The sequence below is a fragment of the Pseudomonas sp. 3A(2025) genome, from assembly GCF_054589175.1.
The window spans coordinates 110949-128287 of sequence record NZ_BAAILM010000039.1 but is presented as its reverse complement, the minus strand read 5'-3'; the positions used below and the strand labels follow the sequence as shown (position 1 = coordinate 128287).

Annotated in this window: 14 protein-coding genes and 2 tRNA genes; 13 read left to right on the top strand and 3 right to left on the bottom strand. The window is 61.9% G+C overall.

What is annotated here, in order from left to right:
- Positions 1-14 precede the first annotated feature (14 nt).
- Positions 15-626, top strand: coding sequence for a trimeric intracellular cation channel family protein (locus ACYP2A_RS16210; RefSeq protein ID WP_459746509.1), 612 nt, complete (start codon positions 15-17; stop codon positions 624-626).
- Between the two features lie 81 nt (positions 627-707).
- Here ACYP2A_RS16210 and queG read toward each other — a convergent pair whose 3' ends face one another.
- Entirely contained in the window at positions 708-1790 is a 1083-nt protein-coding gene (gene queG / locus ACYP2A_RS16205) for a tRNA epoxyqueuosine(34) reductase QueG (RefSeq protein WP_459746507.1), read from the bottom strand.
- Positions 1791-1853: 63 nt separating this feature from the next.
- Here queG and ACYP2A_RS16200 point away from each other — a divergent pair, with 63 nt between their 5' ends.
- The 12 genes from ACYP2A_RS16200 (at position 1854) to ACYP2A_RS16145 (ending at position 16881) form a co-directional block, all read left to right on the top strand.
- Positions 1854-3350, top strand: coding sequence for an NAD(P)H-hydrate dehydratase (locus ACYP2A_RS16200; protein ID WP_459746505.1), 1497 nt, complete (start codon positions 1854-1856; stop codon positions 3348-3350).
- Positions 3338-3820 (top strand): tRNA (adenosine(37)-N6)-threonylcarbamoyltransferase complex ATPase subunit type 1 TsaE, encoded by a 483-nt coding sequence (gene tsaE / locus ACYP2A_RS16195; protein WP_459746503.1) that lies wholly within the window; start codon positions 3338-3340, stop codon positions 3818-3820. The genes ACYP2A_RS16200 and tsaE overlap by 13 nt, the downstream gene beginning before the upstream one ends.
- A 14-nt stretch (positions 3821-3834) precedes the next feature.
- Positions 3835-5256, top strand: a complete 1422-nt coding sequence (locus ACYP2A_RS16190; RefSeq protein ID WP_459746501.1) for an N-acetylmuramoyl-L-alanine amidase — start codon at positions 3835-3837, stop codon at positions 5254-5256.
- Positions 5253-7202 carry a DNA mismatch repair endonuclease MutL gene (gene mutL / locus ACYP2A_RS16185; protein ID WP_459746499.1) on the top strand — a complete coding sequence of 650 codons (1950 nt, stop codon included), beginning with the start codon at positions 5253-5255 and terminating at the stop codon, positions 7200-7202. Before ACYP2A_RS16190 ends, mutL begins: the two co-directional genes overlap by 4 nt.
- Positions 7203-8174, top strand: coding sequence for a tRNA (adenosine(37)-N6)-dimethylallyltransferase MiaA (gene miaA, locus ACYP2A_RS16180; protein ID WP_459746496.1), 972 nt, complete (start codon positions 7203-7205; stop codon positions 8172-8174).
- Between the two features lie 92 nt (positions 8175-8266).
- Complete coding sequence (hfq, locus tag ACYP2A_RS16175) at positions 8267-8527, top strand: RNA chaperone Hfq (protein WP_056840661.1); 261 nt, start codon at positions 8267-8269, stop codon at positions 8525-8527.
- A gap of 12 nt (positions 8528-8539) precedes the next feature.
- Entirely contained in the window at positions 8540-9841 is a 1302-nt protein-coding gene (gene hflX, locus ACYP2A_RS16170) for a ribosome rescue GTPase HflX (RefSeq protein ID WP_459746492.1), read from the top strand.
- Between the two features lie 96 nt (positions 9842-9937).
- Positions 9938-11125 (top strand): FtsH protease activity modulator HflK, encoded by a 1188-nt coding sequence (gene hflK, locus ACYP2A_RS16165; RefSeq protein WP_459746489.1) that lies wholly within the window; start codon positions 9938-9940, stop codon positions 11123-11125.
- Positions 11125-11994: a protease modulator HflC gene (hflC, locus tag ACYP2A_RS16160; RefSeq protein WP_459746486.1), complete on the top strand. Its 870-nt coding sequence runs from the start codon at positions 11125-11127 to the stop codon at positions 11992-11994. The genes hflK and hflC overlap by 1 nt, the downstream gene beginning before the upstream one ends.
- Before the next feature lie 269 nt (positions 11995-12263).
- Positions 12264-13448: an ATP phosphoribosyltransferase regulatory subunit gene (locus tag ACYP2A_RS16155; protein WP_459746485.1), complete on the top strand. Its 1185-nt coding sequence runs from the start codon at positions 12264-12266 to the stop codon at positions 13446-13448.
- A gap of 54 nt (positions 13449-13502) precedes the next feature.
- On the top strand, positions 13503-14795 hold the full coding sequence (locus ACYP2A_RS16150) for an adenylosuccinate synthase (protein ID WP_459746483.1): 1293 nt from the start codon (positions 13503-13505) through the stop codon (positions 14793-14795).
- Between the two features lie 151 nt (positions 14796-14946).
- The gene (locus ACYP2A_RS16145) at positions 14947-16881 is read left to right on the top strand and encodes a methyl-accepting chemotaxis protein (RefSeq protein ID WP_459746482.1); all 1935 of its coding nucleotides are present in this window, start codon (positions 14947-14949) and stop codon (positions 16879-16881) included.
- Between the two features lie 129 nt (positions 16882-17010).
- Here ACYP2A_RS16145 and ACYP2A_RS16140 read toward each other — a convergent pair.
- Together ACYP2A_RS16140 and ACYP2A_RS16135 are read right to left on the bottom strand one after the other, a co-directional pair.
- Positions 17011-17097: transfer RNA gene (locus ACYP2A_RS16140), tRNA-Leu, on the bottom strand.
- A gap of 79 nt (positions 17098-17176) precedes the next feature.
- A tRNA-Leu gene (locus ACYP2A_RS16135) sits at positions 17177-17263 on the bottom strand.
- Positions 17264-17339 lie beyond the last annotated feature (76 nt).

Here is a 17339-nt window from a genome sequence, read left to right as displayed (position 1 = left end):
CCGGGGCTGCCGCCATGTTGTTGATGCTTTACCTGATTGCCATCACTGCCGAGGCCATGACCGGCGCATTGTCGGCCGGGCGCCGTGGCATGGACTGGTTTGGCGTGGTGCTGATCGCCTGCGTCACCGCGCTTGGCGGTGGTTCGGTGCGCGACGTGCTGATTGGCCATTACCCGCTGACCTGGGTCAAGCACCCTGAATACCTGGTGCTGACCAGTGTGGCGGCACTGGTGACGATCTTTATCGCGCCGTTGATGCGTCATTTGCGCTCGCTGTTTCTGGTGCTCGACGCTCTGGGGCTGGTGGCGTTCACCCTGATCGGCTGCATGACGGCGCTGGAAGCCGGCCACGGCATGTTGATCGCCTCGGTGTGCGGTGTGATCACGGGTGTGTTCGGCGGCATCCTGCGCGACATCTTCTGTAACGACATCCCGCTGATCTTCCGCCGCGAGCTGTACGCCAGCGTCTCGTTTCTGGCGGCGTGGTGCTTTTTGTTGTGTGGCTACTTCAACGTGCCGAACGAGCAGGCGATTCTGATCACTCTGTCGGGCGGGTTGCTGCTGCGGTTACTGGCCATCCGCTTCAAATGGGAAATGCCCAAGTTCGTTTACAACGACGATCACTAAAACGGTGATTGGAATGCCCGTAGGACCGGCTTTAGCCGGGAAAGCCGTTATGCGGTGCCTGCTTCCCGACTAAAGTCGGTCCTACGTGCGGGCAGCGTGCTGCCCGATAGCCCATTCGACGTGTTCTCTGACCATTTCCGAGGGGTAGTCGCGGCGCGCTTCAAGCGCTTGCAGTACGCTGATGGTCGAGGGGGCGTTGCCCAGGCCGACGGCGAGGTTGCGCAGCCAGCGTTCGTAACCGGCGCGGCGCAGCGGGGAGCCTTCAGTGCTGGACAGAAAGCGTTCTTCGTCCCACATGAACAGCTCGGCCAGGCCTGCGTTGTCGAGGTTGTGGCGCGGCTGGAAGTCGCTTTGTTCGGTGGGCTTGGCGAAGCGGTTCCACGGGCAGACGATCTGGCAGTCGTCGCAACCAAACACCCGGTTGCCAATCAATGGCCTCAGTTCCACCGGAATGGCGGTCTTGAGTTCGATGGTCAGGTACGAAATACAGCGCCGCGCATCCAGCACATAGGGGCCTACGAAAGCGTTGGTCGGGCAGATGTCCAGGCACGCCGTGCAGCGGCCGCAGTGTTCGCTGGCGTGGGGGGCGTCGACCGGCAAGGGCAGGTCGACGAACAGTTCGCCCAGAAAAAAGAAACTGCCGGCCTTGCGGTTGAGCACCAGGGTGTTCTTGCCGATCCAGCCCAGACCTGCCTGTTCGGCGATGGCCTTTTCCAGTACCGGCGCGCTGTCGACGAAGGCCCGAAAGCCGAATGGGCCGATGTCCTTTTGAATTCGCTCGGCCAATTGTTGCAAGCGTTTGCGTACCAGCTTGTGGTAATCGCGGCCCAGCGCGTAGCGCGATACATAGGCTTTTTCCGGTTCGCCAAGGCGCTGGTTCATCTCGGTATCGCCCGGCAAATAGTCCATGCGCAGCGACACCACGCGCAAGGTGCCGGGCACCAGTTGCTCTGGATGGGAACGTTTGCTGCCATGGGCGGCCATATAATCCATCTCGCCGTGATAGCCCGCGTCGAGCCAGCGCTGCAGGTGCTGTTCGTGCTCATCGAGCGCCAGCCCGCTGATGCCGACTTGCTGAAAGCCCAGTTCACGGCCCCAGGTCTTGATCGACTGGGCAAGGGCGGCAAGATCGTCGTCGGTCAGTTGTGCAGTAGTAGCGGGCATGCGAAAGGAGAAACCAGGGCCAAGGTGCGTATAATTCTGCCAGACATTGGAGTCCGTAAGCGCATGCCAGACACTCAAGCCCATTTACCCGACGCGCTGTACAGCGCAGCGCAGGTCCGCGACCTCGATGCGCGGCTGATTGGCGCCGGTACGCCGGGGCTGGAATTGATGCAGCGTGCCGCCCACGCCACCTGGCGCGCGATGCGCAGACGTTGGTCTGATCCGGCCGTTCTGAGCGTGCTGGCCGGGCACGGCAACAATGCCGGCGACGGTTATCTGGTGGCCGCGCTGGCGCACAAGGCCGGCTGGTCGGTGCGTGTGCTGGCGGTGGGTGATCCGGCGGCTTTGCGCGGCGATGCCGCTGCCGCTCATGCCGAAGCCCAGACGCAGGGTGTCGATATCGTGCAATGGCTCGGCCAGCCGCTGGCCGGCGTGGTGCTCGATGCGCTGCTCGGCACCGGGCTGGCCGGTGAAGTGCGTGAGCCCTACAAAAGCGCTATCGACGCCATCAATGCCGCCAACCTGCCGGTGGCTGCCGTGGATATTCCCTCGGGTTTGTGTGCCGATACCGGGCGGGTATTGGGCTGCGCCGTGCGCGCCGACCTGACGGTGACGTTTATCGGTCTCAAACTGGGTCTGTTCACCGCCCAGGCGCCCGATCTGGTCGGGCAGCTGGTGTTCGATGATCTGCAAGCGGACCCGCAATTAGTCGTTGATGTGCCTGTCAGCGCCACGCGCCTGGACAGCTTCAATCTGCCGCCGCTGGCGCCACGCCCGCCGACTGCGCATAAGGGTCAATATGGTCGGGTGCTGGTGATCGGCGGCGACCATGGTTTTGCCGGTGCGGCGCTCTTGAGTGCCGAAAGCGCCCTGCGCAGCGGCGCCGGCATGTTGACCCTGGCGACTCGCCCCGAGCATGTTCCGGCAGCGTTGGTGCGCATGCCCGAGGTGATGAGTGCCGGAGTGAGTTCGGCCAATCAATTGATGGGCCTGATCGCGGCGGCCAGCGTGCTGGTGGTCGGGCCGGGCCTGGGGCAGGGCAGTTGGGGGCGCAGCTTGTTGTCGGCGGCAGCCAGTAGCGACAAACCGCAAGTCTGGGACGCCGATGCCCTTAATATGCTCGCGGCCGGGCAGGCCAGCATTGCGCCCGGTGGTGTGATCACGCCGCACCCTGGCGAGGCCGCGCGCCTGCTGGGTATCGAAACCCGTGAAGTCCAGGCGGATCGTCCTGGCGCTGCGCGGGCGCTGGCGAAAAAGTATCAGGTTGTGTGTGTATTGAAGGGCAGCGGCAGTCTGATCGCCGATGCCCAGGGGCGTCTGGCCCTGTGCGATCGTGGTCATCCGGCCATGGCCAGTGCGGGGTTGGGCGATGTGCTGGCCGGTTTGATCGGTGCACTGCTGGCCCAGCACATGGCGCCGTTCGAGGCCGCCTGCCTGGGTGTCTGGCTGCATGCCAGCGCCGGTGAAGAGGCAGGTCGGGCCGGTCGGGGTTTGCTGGCCAGTGACCTTGTCGCTGTCATTCGTCGCTTGTTGGAGGAGCATCAACCGTGTCTGAAATAACCCTGCAGGTGAATGGTGAAGACGCCATGACAGCCCTGGGTGCGCAGCTTGCGCAGTGGGTCGGCGCCAAGGGCGTGATCTTTCTCGAAGGTGATCTGGGGGCGGGCAAGACCACCCTGTCACGCGGTATGATCCGCAGTCTGGGGCATCAGGGCGCGGTGAAAAGCCCGACCTTTACCCTGGTCGAACCCTATGAAATCGGTGCGCTGCGGGTTTTTCATTTCGACCTGTATCGGCTGGTCGACCCCGAAGAACTTGAGTTCATGGGCATTCGCGACTACTTCGACAGTGATGCTGTGTGCCTGATCGAATGGCCCGCGCTGGGTGCAGGCTTTTTGCCAAAGCCCGACCTGACCATTACCATTAGGCACCAAGGCCAGGGTCGCGCTGTGACCCTGAGCCCGCAAGGTTCGCGTGGCGAGAGCTGGTGTTCGGCTCTGGCGACGGAATTCAACCAGAAATGCCAATAGATATGGGGAAAAGTATGCGCATGCGCGCGCCGCTGGCGGTGCTTGGTTTGCTGTTGATGGCTCTGGCCGTGGATGTATGGGCGGCCGCCACCCAGGTACGCAGTGTTCGCCTGTGGCGTGCACCGGACAACACCCGTCTGGTGTTCGACCTCACAGGACCCGTGCAGCACAGCGTCTTCACGTTGACCTCGCCGGACCGTCTGGTGATCGACATCAATGGCGCCACGCTGGGCGGGCCGCTGAATATCGCCACGGCCAATACGCCAATCACCAGCATGCGCTCGGCGCAGCGTACCCCCACGGACCTGCGTGTGGTCATCGACCTGAAAAAGGCGGTCACCCCCAAGAGCTTTACCCTGGCGCCCAACCAGCAGTACGGCAACCGGCTGGTGGTCGACCTGTTCGATGACGCTGCCGATGCCAATCCGCCGCCCGCCCTGCCCGAAACCACGGTGGCCACTGCGCCGGCGGTGCCGATCAGCCCGGCCAAACCCGAGATCAAGCTGACCCCGGTGCCCAATGGCAAGCGCGATATCGTGGTGGTGATCGATGCCGGCCACGGTGGCGAAGACCCAGGCGCCTCGGGCGGCAAGGGCCAGATAGAAAAACACGTGGTGCTGTCGATTGCCAAAGAGCTGCAGCGTCAGGTCAACGCCGAGAAAGGTTATCGCGCCGAACTGACCCGTACCGGTGATTACTTCATTCCGTTGCGCAAACGTACCGAGATTGCCCGTGCCAAGGGCGCTGACCTGTTCGTGTCGATTCACGCCGATGCGGCACCGTCGAAGGCCGCATTCGGTGCTTCGGTGTTTGCCTTGTCCGACCGCGGGGCGACGTCTGAAACGGCGCGCTGGCTGGCCGACAGCGAAAACCGCTCCGACCTGATCGGCGGTGCCGGTGCGGTCAGCCTGGACGACAAGGACCGCATGCTGGCCGGTGTGTTGCTCGACCTGTCGATGACTGCTTCGCTGTCGTCGAGCCTCAACGTTGGCCAGAAAGTGCTGAGCAGCATTGGCCGGGTGACTTCGCTGCACAAGTCGCGGGTCGAGCAGGCCGGCTTCATGGTGCTAAAGTCGCCGGACATTCCATCGATTCTGGTCGAGACCGGGTTCATCTCCAACGCCAACGAAGCCAGCAAGCTGACCTCGGCATCGCACCAGCAGGCGCTGGCGCGTTCGATCAACACCGGCGTCAAGCAGTTCTTCCAGCAGAACCCGCCACAGGGCACTTATATCGCCTGGCTGCGTGACAACGGCAAGCTGGCCCAAGGCCCGCGCAACCATGTCGTAACCTCCGGCGAAACCCTGGCGATGGTCGCCGCGCGTTATGACATGAGCGTCGCGACCCTGCGCAGCGCCAATTCGCTGAAGACCGACGAGCTGCGCATTGGTCAGGACCTGCGAATCCCCAGCTCCGAGGTCGCCGCACAGCCATGACCGATCTGCTTGCTGACAGCCTGCCTGTAGACGCCTGCGAGAGCGCCACCGAGGCGGCACGCATCCAGTTGCTCAGCCCTCGGCTGGCCAACCAGATCGCTGCCGGCGAGGTGGTCGAGCGTCCGGCGTCGGTAATCAAGGAGTTGCTGGAAAACAGCCTGGACTCCGGTGCCCGGCGCATCGACGTAGATGTCGAGCAGGCCGGTATCAAGCTGCTCAAGGTACGTGACGACGGGCGCGGCATTGCGGCCGATGACCTGCCGCTGGCTCTGGCCCGCCACGCGACCAGCAAGATTCGCGAGCTTGAAGACCTTGAACGGGTCATGAGCCTGGGCTTTCGCGGTGAAGCGCTGGCGTCGATCAGTTCGGTGTCACGCCTGACCCTGACCTCTCGTACCCAGGGCGCCGATCAGGCCTGGCAGGTCGAGACCGAAGGCCGCGAAATGAACTCGCGGGTCCAGCCTTCGGCGCACCCGGTCGGCACCTCGGTCGAAGTACGCGACCTGTTCTTCAATACGCCTGCGCGGCGCAAGTTTCTCAAGGCCGAGAAGACCGAATTCGATCACCTGCAAGAAGTCATCAAGCGCATGGCGCTGGCGCGTTTCGATGTTGGCTTTCACTTGCGCCATAACGGCAAGAGCGTACTGAGCCTGCACGAGGCTCACGACGAAACTGCCCGTGCGCGCCGCGTCGGAGTGATTTGCGGGCCGGGCTTTCTCGAGCAGGCGCTACCCATCGACATCGAGCGCAACGGCCTGCACTTGTGGGGTTGGGTTGGCTTGCCGACGTTCTCGCGCAGCCAGGCCGACTTGCAATATTTCTTCGTCAATGGCCGTGCGGTGCGCGATAAACTGGTCGCCCACGCGGTGCGTCAGGCGTACCGCGACGTGCTGTTCAACGGTCGTCACCCGACGTTCGTGTTGTTTCTGGAGGTCGATCCGGCCGCTGTGGACGTCAACGTTCACCCGACCAAGCATGAGGTGCGCTTTCGTGACGGGCGCATGGTTCATGACTTTCTGTACGGCACCCTGCACCGTGCGCTGGGCGATGTGCGCCCGCAGGATCACCTGACCGACACCCAGGTCGAACCCGAGGCGCCGCGGCCTACCGGGATTGCGGCCGGTGAGTTCGGCCCGCAGGGTGAAATGACTCTGGCGGCCCATGCGCTGGAACGCCCGCAAGGCTCGGCCTATGGCGGCAGTGCAGGTTCCGGGCCGGGGGCGGGGTATCAGTACACGCCGCGTCCGACCTCCAGCCTGCCGACCGCCGAGACGCAAAACGTCTACCGTGAATTCTTTTCGCCGCTGCCGGGGGCAACCCCTGCCCAGGCTCCGGCCGCATTGCCGGAGTCCGGCGGCGATGTACCGCCGCTGGGCTATGCGCTGGCACAGCTCAAGGGGATTTATATCCTCGCTGAAAATGCCCATGGTCTGGTGGTGGTCGACATGCATGCCGCTCACGAGCGGATCATGTACGAGCGCCTCAAGGTGGCCATGGCTCAGGAAGGCCTCAGCGGCCAGCCGCTGCTGGTGCCCGAATCGCTGGCGGTCAGCCAGCGCGAAGCCGATTGCGCCGAAGAGCATCTCGACACCTTCCGCCAACTGGGCTTCGAACTGCATCGGCTGGGCCCGGAAACCCTGGTGATCCGGCAGATTCCTGCCTTGCTCAAGCAGGCCGAAGCCAACCGGCTGGTCAGCGATGTGCTGGGCGACCTGATGGAATACGGCACCAGCGACCGGGTGCAGGCGCACCTGAACGAACTGCTCGGCACCATGGCCTGTCACGGCGCCGTGCGCGCCAACCGGCGCCTGGCCATCCCGGAAATGAACGCCTTGCTGCGCGACATGGAACACACCGAGCGCAGCGGTCAATGCAACCACGGACGGCCCACCTGGACCCAGATGGGTCTTGATGATCTGGACAAACTCTTCCTGCGCGGTCGTTGAATGAACGCTTTACCTCCGGCCATCTTTCTTATGGGGCCAACCGCCGCAGGCAAGACCGATCTGGCCATCGAACTCACTAAAGTGCTGCCCTGCGAGCTGATCAGCGTCGATTCGGCGCTGGTTTATCGCGGCATGGACATCGGCACTGCCAAGCCTTCAAAAGAGCAACTGGCGCAGTATCCGCACCGGTTGATCGACATCCTCGACCCGGCGCAGAGCTATTCGGCGGCTGATTTTCGCCGTGATGCACTGGAGGCCATGGCGCAAATAACCGCACGTGGAAACATTCCTTTGCTGGTCGGCGGCACTATGTTGTATTTCAAGGCTCTACTGGAGGGCCTGGCCAACATGCCATCCGCCGATGCCGAGGTTCGTGCCCGGCTCGAAGCCGAGGCCAAGGCGCATGGCTGGCAGGCATTGCATGACCAGTTGGCAACGGTAGATCCGGTGTCCGCTGCCCGTATCCATCCCAACGACCCGCAGCGTCTGATCCGGGCGCTTGAGGTGTATCGGGTCAGTGGAATCAGCATGACGGCGCATCACGAGCAACAAATTGCGCAAAGTGCCGATGGATCAGCATCGGGACAGGGGCAATTGCCCTATACTGTCGCCAACCTCGCGATAGCACCGGCTGATCGCAAGGTCTTGCATGACCGAATCGCATTACGTTTTGTGCAAATGCTGGAACAGGGATTTCTGGACGAAGTACTGGCATTGCGCTCAAGGGCAGACCTGCATGCAGGGTTGCCCGCCATCAGAGCCGTTGGTTATCGCCAGGTCTGGGATCATCTGGATGGAAAGCTGACACGTGAAGAAATGCAGGAGAGGGGCATCATTGCCACGCGCCAACTGGCCAAGCGGCAGTTTACCTGGCTACGCAGCTGGGAGAATCTGCACTGGCTTGACAGCCTGGATCGCGACAATCTGCCACGCGCCTTGAAATACCTGGGATCGGTCTCCATATTGAGCTGAGTCCTTGCAATTGCCGTCTATCCTTGGGGGGTAGCGGTTCAAGCTCATCGAATTCGTTTTTCTTATTATTGATCCTTAAAGGAGTGCGGCACATGTCAAAAGGGCATTCGCTACAAGACCCTTACTTGAATACCCTGCGTAAAGAGAAGGTCGGTGTTTCGATCTATCTGGTCAACGGTATCAAGCTGCAAGGTACGATCGAGTCGTTCGATCAGTTCGTCATTCTGCTGAAAAACACTGTCAGCCAGATGGTCTACAAACACGCTATCTCCACCGTGGTACCGGTTCGCCCGATCCGTCTGCCAAGCGCTTCCGAAACAGAAGCCGGTGATTCCGAGCCTGGTAACGCCTGATAGGAGCCTGCCTTGTTCTTTGAGCGCCACAGCGGTGGTGAGCGGGCCATACTCGTTCATCTGGAAGGTCAAGACCCTGAGGCGCGTGAAGATCCGCAGGAGTTTCAGGAACTGGCTATCTCGGCCGGTGCCGATACCGTCGCGTTTATCAACGTGCCGCGTCATCGGCCATCGGCCAAATACCTGATCGGAAGCGGCAAGGTCGAGGAACTTCGCGACCAGATCAAATCCGGTCAGGTCGATCTCGTGATTTTCAATCACACCCTTACGCCCAGTCAGGAGCGTAACCTCGAACGTGTCTTCGAATGTCGGGTGCTCGACCGCACCGGGCTGATCCTCGACATCTTCGCTCAGCGTGCCCGTACTCATGAAGGCAAGCTGCAGGTCGAACTGGCCCAGCTTGAGCACATGAGCACCCGTCTGGTTCGCGGCTGGACCCACCTTGAACGCCAGAAAGGCGGTATCGGCCTGCGTGGTCCGGGTGAAACCCAGCTCGAAACCGACCGTCGTCTGCTGCGGGTTCGCCTGCGCCAGATCAAGGGGCGTCTCGACAAGGTGCGCAGCCAGCGCGATCAGGCGCGGCGCGGGCGCAAGCGTGCGGACATCCCGTCGGTTTCGCTGGTGGGCTACACCAACGCCGGCAAGTCGACACTGTTCAATGCCGTGACCGATTCGGATGTCTATGCGGCCGACCAGTTGTTCGCGACCCTCGACCCGACCCTGCGCCGTCTGCAACTCGACGACCTGGGGCCCATCGTGCTGGCCGATACCGTAGGGTTTATCCGCCATCTGCCGCACAAGCTGGTCGAGGCCTTTCGGGCGACCCTCGAAGAGTCGAGCAACTCCGATTTGCTGCTGCATGTGATCGACGCCCATGAGCCCGAGCGCATGGCGCAGATCGAGCAGGTCATGGCGGTGCTGGGCGAGATCGGTGCCGAGGGCTTGCCGATCCTCGAGGTGTATAACAAACTCGATCTGGTTGAGGGCGTCGAGCCGCATATCCAGCGCAATGCCGAAGGCAAGCCCGAGCGGGTCTGGCTGTCGGCGCGTGACGGTCGCGGTCTTGGGCTGCTCAAGCAGGCGATTGCCGAGTTGCTGGGCGAAGACCTGTTCGTCGCGACCTTGTGCTTGCCGCAGGCGCTTTCGCGTTTACGGGCCCGGTTTTTCGAGCTGGGTGCCGTACAAAGCGAAACGCACGACGATGAAGGGTCCAGCCTGCTGGCCGTTCGCTTGCCGCGTGTCGAACTCAATCGACTGGTGAGTCGCGAAGGATTGCAGCCGCTGGAGTTCATTGAGCAACACACTTTGCAATAAAAGCCCGGGAAAGCGATTGCACGGCTTTCCCGGGCATTCTGTAGCATGGGGCGGCGCGCCGAGGGCGCGTCTTTGCTTTATCAGATGGAGAGCGCTATGGCTTGGAATGAGCCGGGTGGCAACTCGAATAATCAGGATCCCTGGGGTGGCAACCGTCGTGGTGGCGACCGCAAGGGGCCGCCGGATCTCGACGAAGCCTTCCGCAAGCTGCAGGACAGCCTGAAGGGGTTGCTCGGTGGCGGTAAGAAACGTGGTGGCGATGGCAGTGGCAGCGGTGGCGGCGGCTCGAACAGAGGCGGCGGTTTCGGTCTGCTCGGCATCGGCTTGTTCGTGGTCCTGGCCTTCTGGCTGTACAACGCCATCTATGTGGTCGATGAGCAGGAGCAGGCTGTCGTCCTGCGCTTCGGCAAATACTACGAAACCGTAGGGCCGGGCCTGAACATCTACTTCCCGCCGTTCGATCGCAAGTACCTGGAAAACGTCACCCGCGAGCGCGCCTACAGCAAGCAAGGTCAGATGCTGACCGAAGACGAGAACATCGTCGAAGTGCCGCTGACCGTGCAATACCGGATTTCCAACCTCCAGGACTTCGTGCTCAACGTCGATCAGCCTGAAGTCAGCCTGCAGCACGCCACTGAAAGCGCGCTGCGCCACGTCGTGGGCTCCACGGCGATGGATCAGGTCCTGACCGAAGGTCGTGAGCTGATGGCCAGCGAAATCAAGGAGCGCCTGCAGCGTTTCCTCGACACTTATCGCACCGGTATCACCATCACCCAGGTCAACGTACAGAGCGCGGCAGCCCCGCGTGAAGTGCAGGAAGCCTTCGATGACGTGATCCGCGCCCGTGAAGACGAGCAGCGTTCGCGCAACCAGGCCGAAGGTTACGCCAATGGCGTGATCCCTGAAGCCCGTGGTCAGGCCCAGCGCATCATCGAAGACGCCAACGGTTATCGCGACGAAGTCATTTCGCGTGCCAAGGGTGAGGCCGACCGCTTCACCAAGCTGGTGGCCGAGTACCGCAAGGCGCCGGAAATTACCCGCGAGCGTCTGTATCTCGAAACCATGCAGCAGGTCTACAGCAATACCAGCAAAGTGCTGGTAAGCGGCGACAAGGGGCAGAACAACCTGCTTTACCTGCCGCTGGACAAGATGATCGACAACTCCCGCAGCGGCAACAACACCGCGTCGCCTGCGACCGGCAGTTCGTCTTCCGCGAACTCCGATGTCGGCACCCGGGCGACCGAGATCCAGCAGCGTGAGACGCGTACCAGGGAGAGCCGCTGATGAGCAATAAATCACTGTTCGCACTGATCGTGGGCGTGGTGCTGGCGATCGTCGCCTGGAACAGCTTCTACATCGTGTCGCAGACCGAGCGTGCCGTATTGCTGCAGTTTGGTCGCGTGGTTCAGGCCGATGTCCAGCCAGGTCTGCATGTGAAGGTGCCTTACGTCAACCAGGTGCGCCGTTTCGACGCCCGCCTGCTGACGCTGGATGCACCGACCCAGCGGTTCCTGACCCTGGAAAAGAAAGCCGTGATGGTCGATGCCTACGCCAAGTGGCGGGTCAAGGACGCCGAGCGCTTCTACACCGCGACCTCCGGTCTCAAGCAGATCGCCGACGAGCGCCTGTCGCGTCGTCTGGAGTCTGGCCTGCGTGACCAGTTCGGCAAGCGCACCCTGCACGAAGTCGTGTCGGGTGAGCGTGACGCGCTGATGGCTGACATTACCGGCTCGCTTAACCGCATGGCGGAAAAAGAGCTGGGTATCGAAGTCATCGATGTCCGGGTCAAGGCCATCGACCTGCCCAAGGAAGTCAACCGCAGCGTATTCGAGCGGATGAGCACCGAGCGTGAGCGTGAGGCTCGTGAGCACCGCGCCAAGGGTAACGAGCTGGCTGAAGGCATTCGTGCCGACGCCGACCGTCAGCGCCGTGTACTGCTGGCCGAAGCCTATCGCGAGTCTGAAGAGGCGCGCGGTGAGGGTGATGCCCAGGCCGCTGCCATCTACTCCAAGGCCTACGGCCAGGACCAGGAGTTCTACTCGTTCTATCGCAGTCTGATGGCCTACCGCGAAAGCTTTGCGAGCAAGAACGACGTGCTGGTGCTGGACCCGAAAAGCGAGTTTTTCCGCTACCTGGAAAAGGTCAAGCCTTGATCTGAATCACCCCGCTGGGCGGCAAAACCGTCTGGTGGGGTGATCGGATGCAAAAACGTGTGTATGATGCGGCAGCCGGGAATTTCCCGGCTTTTTTGCGTCTGCACGATTGATTGGTCGCAGCCCGGTGGGCAGGCGACAGGATTTTTCGAGGAGAGTGGTCCGAGGCCTGTTCTCGGGTATTTGTCGTGCCCGTCGTATGGCCCCGCTCTCTGCTTTACTCAAGGCTTGCCGCACGGCTTGCCGCCCGCACAAAGGGGAATGGCTTAATGGCAACGGTTGACCGCTGGCTGCTACCAGATGGCATCGAAGAAGTACTGCCACCGGAAGCTGCGCGCATCGAAGTCGCGCGGCGTCGGGTGTTGGATCTGTTCCAGAGCTGGGGCTATGAGTTCGTCGTCACCCCGCATATCGAGTATCTGGAGTCGCTGCTGATCGGCGCCGGCTCCGATCTGGACCTGCGTACCTTCAAGGTGATCGATCCGCAATCGGGTCGGCAGATGGGCTTTCGGGCCGACATCACGCCGCAGGTGGCGCGTATCGACGCACACACCCTCAAGCGTGAAGGGCCGACCCGCCTGTGCTATGCCGGCAGCGTGCTGCACGCCAGGCCGCGGGCGTTGTCCAATTCGCGTAGCCCGATCCAGCTGGGCGCCGAGTTGTATGGCGATGCCAGTACGAGCAGCGACGTTGAAGTCATCAGCCTGATGCTGGGCATGCTGCAACTGGCCGAAGTGCCGGATGTGCACATGGACCTGGGGCATGTGGGTATCTATCGTGGGCTGGCGCGTGCGGCCGGTTTGTCCGGTGAAGTCGAGCAACTGCTGTTCGACGCCCTGCAGCGCAAGGCCATCGACGAAGTGGTAGAACTGACTGCCGCTCTGCCGGCCGATCTGGCTGCCATGCTGCAAGCGCTGGTCAATCTGTGCGGTGGCCGTGAAGTGTTGGCAGATGCGCGTGAGCGCCTGGCCGCTGCGCCAGCGCCTGTGCTGGCGGCGCTGGATGACCTGCTGGTGGTGGCCGAGCGCCTGACCGCACGCTTCCCGGATCTGCCGTTGTACTTCGACCTGGGCGAGTTGCGCGGCTACCACTACCACACCGGTGTGGTGTTTGCCGCATTCGTACCGGGTGTCGGCGAGTCGATTGCGCAGGGCGGTCGTTACGACGACATCGGCGCCGACTTTGGCCGGGCGCGTCCTGCGACAGGTTTTTCCACCGACCTGAAAACCCTGGTTACCCTGGGGCAGGCCGAAATTGAATTGCCGTCCGGTGGTATCTGGGTGCCGGACAGTACCGATTCGGCGCTCTGGCAGCAGGTCTGCCAGTTGCGCAAAGACGGGCAGCGTGTGGTTCAGGCCTTGCCTGGGCAGCAGGTGAGCGCCGCGCACGAAGCTGGCTGCGACCGGCAATTGATCCAGCAGGGCGAGCACTGGCAAGTACTGCCGCTGGCCTGAGTTATTCCTGCCGGCGCCGCCGGTACCAAGTTTGCGTGAATGAGGACAAGTGTTATGGGTAAGAATGTCGTAGTCCTGGGCACCCAATGGGGTGATGAGGGCAAAGGCAAGATCGTTGATCTGCTGACCGAACATGCTACCGCTGTCGTGCGCTACCAGGGTGGCCACAACGCGGGTCACACACTGGTGATCGACGGTGAAAAGACCGTATTGCACCTGATTCCGTCCGGTGTGCTGCGCGAAGGCGTGCAGTGCCTGATCGGCAACGGCGTAGTGGTCGCGCCCGACGCGCTCATGCGTGAAATCATCAAGCTCGAAGAGAAAGGCATTCCGGTTCGCGAGCGTCTGCGCATCAGCCCATCCTGCCCGCTGATCCTGTCCTACCACGTCGCACTGGACCAGGCGCGCGAGAAGGCCCGTGGCGAGCTGAAGATCGGCACCACCGGTCGCGGTATCGGCCCGGCTTACGAAGACAAGGTTGCACGTCGCGGTCTGCGCATTGGCGACCTGTTCCACCGCGAGCGCTTTGCTGCCAAGCTGGGCGAGCTGCTGGATTACCACAACTTCCAGCTGGTCAATTACTACAAAGAGCCGGCCATCGACTTCCAGAAAACGCTCGACGAGTGCATGGAATACGCCGACCTGCTCAAGCCGCTGATGCTCGACGTCACTGCCGCCCTGCACGAATTCCGTCGTGACGGCAAAGACATCATGTTCGAAGGTGCGCAAGGCTCGCTGCTGGACATCGACCACGGTACTTACCCGTACGTGACCAGCTCCAACACCACCGCCGGCGGCATCGCCACCGGTTCCGGTTTTGGTCCGCTGTACCTCGACTACATTCTGGGCATCACCAAGGCCTACACCACGCGCGTCGGTTCCGGTCCTTTCCCTACCGAACTGTTCGACGACATCGGTGCGTTCCTGGCCAAGCGCGGCCATGAGTTCGGCTCCACTACCGGTCGTGCGCGTCGTTGCGGCTGGTTCGATGCCGTGATCCTGCGTCGCGCCATCGAAATCAACAGCATCTCGGGTATCTGCCTGACCAAGCTGGACGTGCTCGACGGCCTGGAAACCATCAACATCTGCGTCGGCTACGAAAACGAAGATGGCGCCGTGATCGATGCGCCAACCGATTCGGACAGCTACATCGGCCTGCGCCCTGTGTACGAGCAGATGCCGGGCTGGAGCGAGTCGACCCTGGGCGCCAAGACCCTGGAAGACCTGCCGGCCAATGCGCGTGCCTACATCAAGCGCATCGAAGAGCTGGTCAATGCGCCGATCGACATCATCTCCACCGGCCCGGACCGCAACGAGACCATCGTGCTGCGTCACCCGTTTGCCTGATTGACTGCTGTCGTATACGACAAAGGGCCGCTATTGCGGCCCTTTGTCGTTTCTGCTTGATCCGCGTCTTGTTACCGGCATGGCAATTGCTGTAGAAACGTCAGAAAAAGTGCCATCACTTTAATGGCGTTTAGTGCTGGGGGTGTCTCCTGTGTCAGCTGTCCTTTCTCTTCTGCGTAGTCGTCTGCTGCGTCCGGTCTTTATCGCGCTTGGTATCGCTCTTTTGGTGCAGGTTCTGATCGCGGTTGCGCTGACGCGAAGCACCGTCACAGCGCTGGAGGCCGATCTGGCGCAAAGTCTGGGGGTAGATTCGCAACAACTGTCCTCGCAACTGGAACAAGCCAGTAACGAAGTGGCGTCTAGTCTCAATGCCTTGTCGGTCAATACCCAGCAGCGCCTTAGCCAAGGCTTGTCCACTCGTCTGAAGGATGAGCAGGCGCAACTGCGCGCTACGCTGGAAAAGAGCCTGCGCGAGTCGACCAACGACATGGCCGAGCTGCTGGCGGCTGTGGCGCCGCGGGCCATGTGGGATAACGACACGCCAACCCTGTCGGAATTTGCCCGGCGTGCACAGCGCAATCCCAACGTACTGTTCGTGGTCTATGACGATGCGGCTGGCGAGCACCTGACCCGTTATCTTGATCGTGACAATGTCACGATCAAGAGGTTGTTGGCTGCCGGGCAGGGCGAGCGGGCCATGGACAAGGTGCTGGATGCGGCTAAGTCCGACCCGGGTGTTTATTACGTCGAAGCGTCGATCAGTCCCAATGGTGTCGAGATCGGCAAGGTGCGCATGGGTGTGTCGACCACCGCTGTCGAGGAGAATCTGGTCGCTCTGGACAAGCGCTTTGCTGCCCTGACCGCCAGTGGTGAGCAATTGGTCTCTGCCAGCCTGGCCAGTGCGTCGGCCGACAGCTCCGCTGCCTTGCGCAGCCGCTTGCAGGCGGCGCACAGCACGGCAGACACCATGGCCAGCAATACCCGGTTGGCGGTCAAGGATGCGGCCGAGTCGCTGCGCTGGAGAATTGGCTTGAGTCTGGCGCTGGTCGGGCTGGGGGTGCTGCTGCTAGTAGCAGTCGTGCTTGGGCATCGGGTGGTCAGCAAGTTGCGTCTGCTGATTGCGGCGCTGGACGATCTGGCGGCGGGTGAGGGGGACCTGACCAAGCGCGTCAAACTCGACAGCAATGACGAGATCGGTGACATGTCGGCGGCGGTCAATCGTTTCGTCGACAAGCTTCAGCCTATTGTGCGCGAGGCCGGTGAGGTGGCGCAGCGTACCGGTGTCGAGATCGGTGTGATGAGCGAACGCAATGCCGGCGCCGATGCGGCGGCCGAGTTGCAGCGTGACGAAGTGGCGGCCAGTTTGCAGGCACTGGAGCGCATGGCCGATGAGGCCCAGAACGAAAGCCAGGCCATGCAGGCGGCGCTGCGTCAGGTGGTCGGCATCAAGCAGGCGACCGACGAAAATACTCGTACTTCCAATCAGGTCGGTGGCTTGATCGAGGCGCTGGCCGGGCAGGTCGAAACCGGTGCCCAGGTCATCGAGCGGCTGGCTCAGCAAAGTCAGCAGATCGAGGTGGTACTCGAGGTGATTCACGGTATTGCCGAGCAGACCAACCTGCTGGCGTTGAACGCGGCTATCGAAGCGGCGCGTGCCGGTGAGACCGGGCGCGGTTTTGCGGTGGTGGCCGATGAGGTGCGGGCGCTGGCGAGCAAGACTCAGAGTTCGACCGGCGACATTCAGGCGCACATCGGTGCATTGCAGCGTGGTGCCAAAGAGGCGGTGGCGGCCATCGATCAGGCGGGGAGGCAGGCCAAGGAGGGGCTTGCCGTGTTGCGTGACAGCACCCGATTGCAGCAGTCGGTGCAGGAGTCGGTCGAGCAGGTGCATGCTGCCATCGGTCTGGCGACCCAGGCGGCCGTGCATCAGGCGCAGGGTGCGCAAGCAGTTCGCGGGCGGGTCGAGGTGATTCATGCTCAGGCCGAGCGTGCCGCCAGGGCGGTGTCGGAAACCACCGCCAGCGGCAAGGTGCTCAATGGGCTTGCCGCGCAACTGAAAGCCAGTCTGGGGCAGTTCCGCGCCTGATCGAAGGCGTTACCCGGCGTGGCCTTATGGCTGCGCCGGATTATGTTTTCACAGAACGAAGGCGGGGCGGGATAAAACCCATATGCCAGAAAGCACAAAACCGAGCGCTTGGCTCGGTTTTGTTTGAATTGGTGCCCAGGAGAAGACTCGAACTTCCACGACCGTAAGGTCACCAGCACCTGAAGCTGGCGTGTCTACCAATTTCACCACCTGGGCATGTGTTGCTTTTGAAGCTTTCGACCTGAATCGTAATCCTGGTCTACTTTTAAAACAAAGCGATGCTCTGTTTTTGAATTGGTGCCCAGAAGAAGACTCGAACTTCCACGACCTTGCGGTCACCAGCACCTGAAGCTGGCGTGTCTACCAATTTCACCATCTGGGCAACTCGTTGCTTTCAACAGCACTTTCGTTCGAGAATGCTGTCTGTTTCAACTCAACACAGCCTTGGCTGTCGTTGT